General features: G+C 51.0%; 11 protein-coding genes. 1 reads left to right on the forward strand and 10 read right to left on the reverse strand.

Annotated features, from left to right (window positions below; all coding sequences use genetic code 11):
* Positions 1-58 precede the first annotated feature (58 nt).
* From POTG_RS21935 to POTG_RS21955, 4 genes are all read right to left on the reverse strand, one after another.
* A complete protein-coding gene (locus POTG_RS21935) occupies positions 59-1,621 on the reverse strand; it encodes a cellulase family glycosylhydrolase (RefSeq protein ID WP_232282374.1) in 1,563 nt (520 codons plus the stop codon).
* A gap of 241 nt (positions 1,622-1,862) precedes the next feature.
* Positions 1,863-2,954, reverse strand: a complete 1,092-nt coding sequence (locus tag POTG_RS21940; protein ID WP_009227047.1) for a GIY-YIG nuclease family protein — start codon at positions 2,952-2,954, stop codon at positions 1,863-1,865.
* Entirely contained in the window at positions 2,951-3,499 is a 549-nt protein-coding gene (gene yfcE / locus POTG_RS21945) for a phosphodiesterase (protein ID WP_009227048.1), read from the reverse strand. The genes POTG_RS21940 and yfcE overlap by 4 nt, the downstream gene beginning before the upstream one ends.
* Positions 3,500-3,788: 289 nt before the next feature.
* Positions 3,789-4,868, reverse strand: a complete 1,080-nt coding sequence (locus POTG_RS21955) for an FAD:protein FMN transferase (RefSeq protein WP_157273556.1) — start codon at positions 4,866-4,868, stop codon at positions 3,789-3,791.
* A 452-nt stretch (positions 4,869-5,320) separates the two neighbouring features.
* Here POTG_RS21955 and POTG_RS21960 point away from each other — a divergent pair, with 452 nt between their 5' ends.
* On the forward strand, positions 5,321-5,737 hold the full coding sequence (locus tag POTG_RS21960) for a sulfite exporter TauE/SafE family protein (RefSeq protein WP_232282375.1): 417 nt from the start codon (positions 5,321-5,323) through the stop codon (positions 5,735-5,737).
* Positions 5,738-5,797: 60 nt separating this feature from the next.
* On the opposite strand, the gene POTG_RS21965 is transcribed toward POTG_RS21960, so the two are convergent.
* The 6 genes from POTG_RS21965 to POTG_RS21985 form a co-directional block, all read right to left on the reverse strand.
* Positions 5,798-6,346 carry a CueP family metal-binding protein gene (locus POTG_RS21965; protein ID WP_009227051.1) on the reverse strand — a complete coding sequence of 183 codons (549 nt, stop codon included), beginning with the start codon at positions 6,344-6,346 and terminating at the stop codon, positions 5,798-5,800.
* A gap of 72 nt (positions 6,347-6,418) precedes the next feature.
* Entirely contained in the window at positions 6,419-7,507 is a 1,089-nt protein-coding gene (locus POTG_RS21970) for an AI-2E family transporter (RefSeq protein WP_009227052.1), read from the reverse strand.
* Between the two features lie 471 nt (positions 7,508-7,978).
* Positions 7,979-8,176: a hypothetical protein gene (locus tag POTG_RS25040; RefSeq protein WP_083791541.1), complete on the reverse strand. Its 198-nt coding sequence runs from the start codon at positions 8,174-8,176 to the stop codon at positions 7,979-7,981.
* Positions 8,177-8,218: 42 nt separating this feature from the next.
* Positions 8,219-8,788 (reverse strand): manganese catalase family protein, encoded by a 570-nt coding sequence (locus POTG_RS21975; RefSeq protein ID WP_009227053.1) that lies wholly within the window; start codon positions 8,786-8,788, stop codon positions 8,219-8,221.
* Between the two features lie 52 nt (positions 8,789-8,840).
* Positions 8,841-9,119: a spore coat protein CotJB gene (locus tag POTG_RS21980; protein ID WP_009227054.1), complete on the reverse strand. Its 279-nt coding sequence runs from the start codon at positions 9,117-9,119 to the stop codon at positions 8,841-8,843.
* Between the two features lie 4 nt (positions 9,120-9,123).
* Positions 9,124-9,342 (reverse strand): spore coat associated protein CotJA, encoded by a 219-nt coding sequence (locus tag POTG_RS21985; RefSeq protein ID WP_009227055.1) that lies wholly within the window; start codon positions 9,340-9,342, stop codon positions 9,124-9,126.
* Positions 9,343-9,415 lie beyond the last annotated feature (73 nt).

The raw sequence follows: 9,415 nt of genomic DNA on the forward strand, positions 1-9,415 counted from the left end.
AAAAGACAACGGGGACGTATACACTTCCCCGTTGCCTTTGTCTAAGCTTCGGCTGCCATTACTGGGTAATCAGCCAAAAGGCTTCCCAAGCGCCCCCAACCTGATCCCGGTTAGCCACCAGTCCAGCTCCGTTATTCAATTCCACTGTCACGTACTTGTCATTGGCCAAGGCGAACAAGGCGATCGCCCCGTCGGCCAGCTGTTCCTTCCGGAACTTCTCCCATAGTTGAATGCTCTCGCCGCGGGCAATCAGCTTGCCGCCGTCGTTCAAGTCCGCGGTGACGTATTTTCCATTGATTTTGGATTTCAACGAAATCGTTCCATCACTGTTGTTGATGATTTCGAACAGCTCCCAATCCTGGGCTGTATCGCGATTTGCGACCAGCGGAGCGCTGTCGGCGTTCTCCGCGCTGACGATCTTCTTATTCGCTTCCGAGATCAAATAAACGAACCCGGTAGGCGTAGGAGGCGGGGTTGACCCGGTCGTATATTTTTTCACCAAATTTTGCAGTGTGGTGTTTGGCCGAAAATTCTCAGTATTAAATTTGCTCCATTTAGCGGCGATCGTCGCCGGGCTGTCGCTTAAGATGTTTGGCACCGGATTTGGGTTGTTGTTGAAGTAACCCCAGTTCCCGTAGTTCGAGCTGACCTTATACGTCCAGTTCGTCCAAGAGATATTGGAGGCGTTCATTCCAGCCAAGAACTTCTCCCACAGATCGGTAAAATCAAACAGGCAAAATTCTCCGACATACACCGGCACGTTCCACCTGGCTTGGTGATCGCGCAGTCCTTGCAAAGCGGTGTTCACCAGATTGTTCTGCACATTCCAATCAGAAGCCTCGTTGCCGGCCATCGCGTAATAGTGCATCTCGTACACCACGTTAGTCCAACCAAACGTATCCGGGTCATAGAGCTGGTTCCAGTTCCAGGCCGCTTCGATGAAGATCGTATGATCGGGATCGATTGCGCGGATCGCCTTATAGAGTCGGTCATAAAAAGCGTTCAACTGCTCCTTGCTCACCCGGTCAGGTTCATTTAACAGATCGTAACCTGCCACGGTCGGATTGCCTTTAAAATGGGCTGCAATCCCTTCCCACAACCGGACGGTACGATCCTGATACTGCTGGTTCTTCCACAGCTGCGGGTCCGAGTTGACCTCACCCGAGTTATCGAAGGTGTTCTGGGCCCCAAACGTACCGTGCAGATCCAGCAGAACGTAAATGCCCCGATTCCCCGCTTCGCGGACGAGCCAATCCAGCTTGCTCCACGGATCCGCCTTCCAATTGCCGTACTTGTCCATCAGCTCCAGGTACAGAATAGGCACGCGGACCATATTCATCCCCATGTTTTTGATATTGTCCAAATCCCGCGTAGTCAGCCAAGCGTCTTGATACGTTTTGATCAGGCTTTCCGCCGTTTGCGCGCCATGCAGGCTCGTCAACGTTTCACGCAGCGTCCATTCGTCCTTCACGCCAAGCGGTGACATCCAGCTCTCCTGCAACAACCAACCGCCTAGGTTGGTCCCCCGCAGATTGACGATATTGCCTGTGCCGTAGTTGTCCCGCAGCACCGTACCGTTGGCTTTCAGGAAACCGCTTTGCTCAATTCTCGACACATTCATGCCGGAATCTCCCTCTGCGGCTTGGGCAGAAGGAACAAACATGGAGTTACTTAAGGTCAAAGCAGCAAGAATCACACAGAGTAGGAAAGTGCGGAGTATTCTCTGGATGTCACGGACAGCATTGGGTCGGATCATGATCATCACAAATCCTCCTTTATTACAATAATGGTTTATATTTCCTTTTTAAACATAAGCTATTATTGTAAGCGCTGTCAATAGAAAGATCATTTCATAGATTCTTTCAGATGATCGCTTCTAGCAGATGTGCGATCCGGGCCGTATCTGCGGCTTCAATCCATGCCTGTGGAATCCGCGCGAAGCGGCACTCACTGCTTTGTAAATAACGGTAGATGATCCGAGCCTCATCAATTTCATCTCGGGTAGGTTTGCCCGTCAGGGGAGGAGAGCTATGGCTTAGACAGGCCAATGCCTTCTCCGCCATTTTCAGAGACAGAGAGGCTCGGGAGCTTCCTTCTGAAATTTCAACCTTCCGGCTATACAGGATCGTATTTCGCCGCAATATGAACCACTTGGCCTTCCGCTCACTCCAACGTTCCAGGACCACGAAATTCCCGTTCTGCTCAACAAATCCGGCGATCTCCTCTTGTCTCGCAAACAGATCGATGGCATGAAGGGCATCCCTGAGTTTGGCTGCGGCTTCAAAATCAACCCGTTCGGAAAAGTCCCGCATTCGTCCCTCCAACTCTTCCCGGAGGCTGGAATCCGAGCCATCCAGCAGCGCAGCAAAGCGGTTCATCACGCAGTTGTTGAGTTCAACCGCCTCCCCGCCCAAACATGCGCCGAGACATAAGCCCAGCGAATGGTTCAAACAGGGTACTCCAGTGGGAGCGGAACGGGGACGGCTGCAAGCGATACGCAAGGCTTCGCGAACGCTCCGGACTGCCGCCTCCACAGAATGTCGGCTCGCCGAATAAGGTCCGTAAACTTGGCGGATTCCCGGGGCCTCCGGCACATCGACGACCTCCAGGTCCCAAATCCCGTCCGTGTCGCGGATCACCAAATAGACATAACCGTGCGGACTCTTCATCTTTTTGTTATACATCGGCTTCAGTTCTCGAATCAGCCGGCACTCCAGCATCAGCGCTTCGAATTCGGTGTCGGTCCTGAGGATCTCCAAATCCTTGACGTTATGCGCCAATCTCTCGACCTTCTTGGAGCGGTGACGGGAGGCATGAAAATAAGAGCGCACTCTTTGCTGCAAGTTCTTCGACTTGCCGACATAAATGACGCCTCCCGCCGCGTCCTTCATCAAGTACACCCCCGGCGCGGCCGGGAGGGTGCGCAGCTGCTGTTCGACCCGTTCGTTTGTCATGGAGCAAACTCAATCCGTTTGATGATCTCCCCGGCAAAATCCTTAACGATAAACGCCCCTGCCTTCAAAATGCCATAGGAATTAGGGAAATTCTCCTTCGGCAAGGCGATAGACCCCGGGTTCAGGACATAGATGCCGTCTTTGACGTCAGCCACTGGCACATGCGTATGTCCCTGAATAAACACGTCACCCGGCGCCAACGGCGGAAGCTGCTCGATGCTGTATCCGTGCCCATGCGTGACGTAAATACGGCGTCCTTCCAAGTAGAGCATGGCATAATCCGCCATCATCGGAAATTCCAGCAGCATTTGATCCACTTCTGCATCGCAGTTCCCGCGAACAGCGATCAGGTTATGCTTATGCTCGTTAAGCGTTGCCGCGACCTGCTTCGGATCATAGCCGTCAGGCAGCGGATTTCGCGGCCCATGATACAGGAAATCCCCCAGCATGATGATTTGATCGGGCTGCTCCTCTGCCGCTTTGGCCATCGCCCGATCCAGCCAAGCGCTTGACCCGTGGATATCCGAAATCAACATCAATTTCATCAAAACCAACTCCTTACCTCTTTCGTTTTAGTATAAAGGAAGAAAGAACGTCTGGCGAAACACACTGAAATTTATCATCGGAGGTACCTTGTATGAAGTCCATCAAGAAATGGGTAGTGATCCTTCTAGTCTTTTGGGGGATGTGGAAAATCTTATTTTTCCTACTAAGAGACGTTCTGTTTGAGGTGCTGACGTTCCCAGATCCCTATGCCAATATCCTTAAGACAGCGTCTGATAAGCAAATAAGACAAGAAAGACGTCCAATCGCTTGAACGTCCTTAGCCTTCTATTATTCAACCAGCGTGTACTGCGGATCTGTCACCTTAAACGAATTTTTGATACCGGACGTGACGTAAATTTTGTTGTCTTTTGTTATAAACATCGCTTCCGTCCCGTCATTCAAGTCCTCGATGTATTGCAGCCCTTCCTCCAGGCCCATCACATAAACGAAGGTCGACAGCGCGTCCGCGTCCGTTGCGTTATCCGCCAGAATCGTGACGCTCTTTAGATTATTTTGCGCCGGCACGCCGGTTCTCGGATCCAGTATATGGTGATACATCACATCGTCCTCGATAAAGTAACGTTCATAGATTCCGGAAGTATCAATGACTTGGTCGCTTAAACGGATCGTTCCCATGGTCGTGCCCCGCGAGCTATCCGGATCTTGTAGACCGACGTTCCAGCTGTCTCCATTAGGCTTGTTTCCAATCACGATGATGCTGCTGCCGCCGAGGTCGACAAGCGCGCTCTTGACGCCTTCCGCCCGCAAATAGGCCGCAACCTCGTCCGCCGCATACCCTTTGCCGATGCCGCCGAGATCCAGCACCATCCCAGGCCGTTTCAGAAAGACGGTGCGCTTGGCTTCGTCGACCACTACGTCTTGATATCCCACCAGGCTAAGTTCCCGCTGCAAATCCTCCGGAGCCGGAACATGGGCTCCTTCATGGCCGATATCCCAAAGATCCACCAGCCCGCCGACCGTCGGATCAAACAGCCCGTTCGTCTCTTTGGCGTAATCAAGCGAGCGTTTCAGCACCTTCATCGTATCCTCCGACACTTCAACCGCCTGTTTGCCGGCTTCCTGATTTACTTTGTAGAGCTGGCTCGTCTCCAAGGTCCGGCTTAACTCCTGATCCAAGGTTTTTAGCATCGTATCGATATGATCCAAATGTTCCTCAGCCTTCGGGTCATCATACAATTTGATGTTAACCACCGTATCAAAAATATAATATTGTTTCGAGGCCGGCTCCGCGGCCGTTGGTTTCTCCTTGTTCCCTGCATTCCCCCCGCAGCCGGAGAGGAGGGTCATCAGCATTGCCGTCAAGCCTAAGATCACGGCCCGTTTGCTCCATTTCTGTGTTCGTTGCATCATTTCACCTCATTTGAAAGTTCACGCAGCTTGTTGTTAACTTCCCGTATTGTATAATTTTCATCACACTTCGTCTAGGAAGTACATCACGATCAGCTGGGTACTGCAAGATAAAATGAGCATGAAAAAGAAGCGAGATCGATCTCGTTCCCAAAATGGTCAACTCCAAGCCAAGGTTGAAAAACCAGGAACAACACCAACAAAATTCGGTAAGCTAACGTAAAATGACCAGTAGCAAAATTCTCCTCGAACGCCGCGATAACCTTTCTCCGGTTCGATCAGCCATTACCGGGAAGGGAATATGAAGCTGCGGCCCGGGGTGGTCGTCGGCTTAACCGTTGCAGCGGGAGCGTGGATCAGCTCGGGCTGGTCATCCCTGATCCCCGAAGATCAGCTGGGATATTTGACCTCCGGGATGCTGTTCGCTTTCCGGATTCGCCCTGTGGTTTCGAATGGCCTATGTCTCCCGGCGGCCGAAGACGCCCGAGATCATGGACGCCTCATCCGGCAAAGGCTGGCGCTTTGGGGTGAATGCACCGCTCGTTGGCTTCATTACCGGCGCTTTATCGGGGCTGTTCGGAATCGGGTCGACCCCCTTTATCCAACTGGGGCTGATGCTGCTCCTTGGAATGTCCATGCGATACGCCGCCGGAACAACCATGCTGGTCATTATGCCAATTGCCCTCGCCGGAGGGGCCGGTTACATTACCATCGGGTACCTGGATGTACAATTGCTCGCCACCGTTGTCATCGGCACGATGACCGGCGCGTATATTGGAGCCAAGCTCACGAAGCGCGTGCCTGCGGCTTGGCTAAAAACGTGCATGGTGCTCACCCCGATGCTGGGCGGCGCAATCCTCTTGTTCTAATTATCGATCCAAAAAAAAGGACCCTTCTGATGAGGGTCCGTCATTTTTATACGTTTAGCACTAGCTGAGCTGCAACGAAGTAATGCAGGTTTGATCTCCATCAAATGTGGAGATTTCCGACTCGGCGGTTTTACCGTCATGACTGACTTGAATCCGGTAGGTTTGATTGCGAGGCAGCCACAAGTCGATAAATCCGTTCGCCTGGGACGTCATCTTTTGGTCCAACACGGTATTCCCATTCGCATCGGTGACGTTGACTTGAAACTCTTGCTCCGTCATCTCGCCGCGGCATCCGGTCAAGCTATGAATCTCGCAAGGATGTGTCTGATTCTCGTAAGGCGCGATCGAGACGAAAAATTCGTCCTTCGGCAGTTCATACGTCTTCGAGTCCGCCGTATCCCCGTCCACGATCAAATGGCTGGACGTAATCGAAGCAGACTTAGCGGTGAGTTTACCCACGCTGTAGTCATGAACCATCTGCTTGATGCTCTGAGCGTCTAGAGCTTTTGATTCCGTTTGCTTATCGGCTTGTCCCGTGATAAGAAAATAACTTCCCAACGCGGCAACCACAATGAACCCGGCCGCCGCCAAGATGGTATTGCGTTTCATTATCGGCACCCTTTCGCTACCTAGTATTCGATTGCTTGTTCCTTTCTGAACAATCCAATTATAGCATAATCCTCACAATGTTTCCCATTGCGACCGGAGGAACAGCTTGTAAATCCGCTTCCAGGCAATTTTTAACAGCATATACACCGGGATGACGATCAGCATCCCAATGATGCCAAACCAATTGCCGCTTCCCAAAACGAGCAAAATGGTCGTCACCGGATGGATGTCCAGCTTTTTTCCGAACACGTAGGGTGAGATCACATTATCCTGAATCTGCTGCGCCAACAAAATGATGACCAACGCCCAAATGCCGGTAGACGGAGACTCGATGAGCCCGATAATGACAATGGGAATGGCGGAGATAATCGCCCCAAACAAAGGGATGAAATTCATAATAACCGCAATCGTCGTCAACAACAGCGCATACGGCAGTCCAATGATCAGGAAGCCGATAAACATCAGTACGCCCAACGCTGCGTTTACGATCACCCGGCCGATAATATAATCGTTCAGCGCCTTGTCCATTTCAATGGTAGCGCGATACACTTCTTTCCGATAACGGATGGGCGAGAGCTTGACCAGGCTGCGTTTGAAGCGATGCCCTTCCTTGAGCATGTAGTAGAGCAGGATCGGGAACGTAAACATCACGATCGCGAACTGGGACAAGAAAGAGAAGAAACCGCTCAAGTAATTCGTCAAGAAGGAGATTCCCTGGCTTAAGTATTCCGAGAAATTGTCGGCTAATCCGGAATCGGAAGGAAAAATGGACGCAAGGAAAGGCAATTCTCCCCATTCCTTTAGTCGCTCTTCAAGCAAGCTTATAAATTGGGGGATGTTTTGCACTAAATTGATCAGTTGGGCTTGCAACATCGGCCAGACCACCGCGATAAAGGCCATGGCCAAGATCGCCATAACGACATAGAGGATAAGGATCGCCAAGGACCGACGAATCTTATGCTTTTCCATGTACTGGACCACAGGGCGGAGCAAATAGTAAAAGAAACCGGACAGCAGGAGCGGAATCAAAAGGGCCCCGATGACGGCCTCCATTGGGCGAAAAAACGGCCTCACTAAGGAGAACACATACACGATGGCCAGCAGAATCAAAACAAATTTCGCTCCGCGCGTCCATCTCTCCAGCAAATTCATTCTCATCATCACCTCACTTTGTATAATTCGTCGAATAAAAAAAGATCTCTATTCTATATTATTGGTTTTCAGATCAAAAATAAAATTCAGCGGGTTTCCCCCAGCTTATCGAGGTATGGAGTCCGTTGCGTTGCTGTTTAGCGGTAAAAAAAGGCCTTATTTCTCACACTCGCTTCCAAAGGACTTATTATGCTTGGAATGCTTAAAATATCTATAGCCCTGCTGTGGGCCAAAAAACCAGCAATATGTATTTGATGAGAAATAGACATAAACTTCGAAACTTATTTTTAATACTCGGGGTTCTATTTACACTGAATTCTGTATTACTTCTTTATTGATATCTTCAAACGATGCAAGGAGTAACAGACATTAGCTAGAAGAAGAATCATAGACCCTGAAAGAATGCGGTAACGTAAACAGGAGAGAAGCGGAAATTCGCCGTTTCTCTCCTGTTACCTCGTACCCTACTGACTCCTTAACTCAACCCGCCTGCTGGCCTGCTGCATCAATTCTTGCCTGCGAGGCGTTCGAGCAATTCTTGCAGACTTTCAGCTGTTGCCCTGCACTTGTGTTTATGACATACAGCAGCTTGATTCGCGTGCTTCCGCACACTGGACACGTTCCACGACCGCGCGAAGGTAAGTTCCAAAGCGATTTTCCACGTTTATTTTTGGCCATGATCAGATCCCCTTCAACGATAAAATAAGTTCATTTCAAAAATTAGAAGAATTTCTTATGCTCCCGATCCTCTTTCAGAATTTCTACCGCTTCACGGAACCGCAAGCTGTGCACGATTTCGCGTTCGCGCAGGAACTTCAGGCTGTCCTGGATATCCACGTCGTCGGTCATGTCGATGAGCCACTGATATGTAGCCCGCGCCTTCTCCTCGGCTGCGATGTCCTCGTACAGGTCGGCGATCGGATCGCCTTTCGCCTGGATGTACGTCGCCGTAAAAGGTACCCCGCCCGCGTTCTCGTAAAAGAGCGCCTTGTCGTGGTTCACATAATACGGATCCATCCCGGCCGCCTTCAGCATCTCCGGCGTCGCGTCTTTGGTCAACTTGTAGACCATCGTGGCGATCATTTCAAGATGGGCGAATTCTTCTGTCCCAATGTCGTTCAGGAGCCCGATCACCTTGTCGGGAATCGTATATCTCTGATTCAGATAACGCAGCGCTGCTGCCAGCTCCCCATCAGCGCCGCCGTACTGCTCGATCAGCAGTTTCGCCATCCGCGGATCGCATTTGCTGACGCGTACCGGGTATTGCAGCTTTTTCTCATACACCCACATAATTCCTGTTTAACCTCCTTTAGCTTCCCGTCACGGATGGAAGGCAGGAAAGCTAAACCTGCCACGGCCAAGGGCTTTTCGACCATTCCCACGGGAATTTCGAATACGCGCGCCCGAAGTTTTGCAGCGGGCCATACAACTGTTGAAAATGATTTGCGTGCTGCGTCCGCTCCTGGGTCAGCTGATTAAATTGCTGGATCGCGGCAAGATCATCCGGATGCGTATCCAGATACAAATTCAGCTCTACCAGCGCGAAGTCCAGCGCCTGCAGCTTCTCAAGCTTCTCGTAAAACTCCTGATCGAACGGTTGGTTGTTGGGATTTGTCGACATGGGATCACCGTCCTTTTCCCCATTTGGATTCATAAGGGCTGTACAAAGCCGGCCATAACGTACCGTGTCTCAGGGCATCCATCGGGCTAAACTGCGGCAAATTCGGAGGTTGAAAGTGGATAAACAGCTGCGGAGGGGTGCTGTAGGTTTTTTGCGTGATCGGCGGACACGGATCGAATGGGCCAATATACGGGGTCCACACACGTTCTTGAGGATGGTTCAAAGAAACTTCCTCCTTACTTCAAGCATTGGTCATGCAGGCAAGCCACCAAATTTTCCCTGCATCCTACCTATAA

It is taken from the genome of Paenibacillus sp. oral taxon 786 str. D14 (assembly GCF_000159955.1).
In the GTDB taxonomy this organism is placed as follows: domain Bacteria; phylum Bacillota; class Bacilli; order Paenibacillales; family Paenibacillaceae; genus Fontibacillus; species Fontibacillus phoenicis.

What these genes read in the sequence shown, in the direction of transcription:
- POTG_RS21935 (WP_232282374.1), bottom strand. Translation starts at nt 1,621, where the DNA reads ATGAATGTGTCGAGAATTGAGCAAAGCGGTTTCCTGAAAGCCAACGGT.
- POTG_RS21940 (WP_009227047.1), bottom strand. Translation starts at nt 2,954, where the DNA reads ATGACAAACGAACGGGTCGAACAGCAGCTGCGCACCCTCCCGGCCGCG.
- yfcE (WP_009227048.1), bottom strand. Translation starts at nt 3,499, where the DNA reads ATGAAATTGATGTTGATTTCGGATATCCACGGGTCAAGCGCTTGGCTG.
- POTG_RS21955 (WP_157273556.1), bottom strand. Translation starts at nt 4,868, where the DNA reads ATGCAACGAACACAGAAATGGAGCAAACGGGCCGTGATCTTAGGCTTG.
- POTG_RS21960 (WP_232282375.1), top strand. Translation starts at nt 5,321, where the DNA reads ATGGCCTATGTCTCCCGGCGGCCGAAGACGCCCGAGATCATGGACGCC.
- POTG_RS21965 (WP_009227051.1), bottom strand. Translation starts at nt 6,346, where the DNA reads ATGAAACGCAATACCATCTTGGCGGCGGCCGGGTTCATTGTGGTTGCC.
- POTG_RS21970 (WP_009227052.1), bottom strand. Translation starts at nt 7,507, where the DNA reads ATGATGAGAATGAATTTGCTGGAGAGATGGACGCGCGGAGCGAAATTT.
- POTG_RS25040 (WP_083791541.1), bottom strand. Translation starts at nt 8,176, where the DNA reads ATGGCCAAAAATAAACGTGGAAAATCGCTTTGGAACTTACCTTCGCGC.
- POTG_RS21975 (WP_009227053.1), bottom strand. Translation starts at nt 8,788, where the DNA reads ATGTGGGTGTATGAGAAAAAGCTGCAATACCCGGTACGCGTCAGCAAA.
- POTG_RS21980 (WP_009227054.1), bottom strand. Translation starts at nt 9,119, where the DNA reads ATGTCGACAAATCCCAACAACCAACCGTTCGATCAGGAGTTTTACGAG.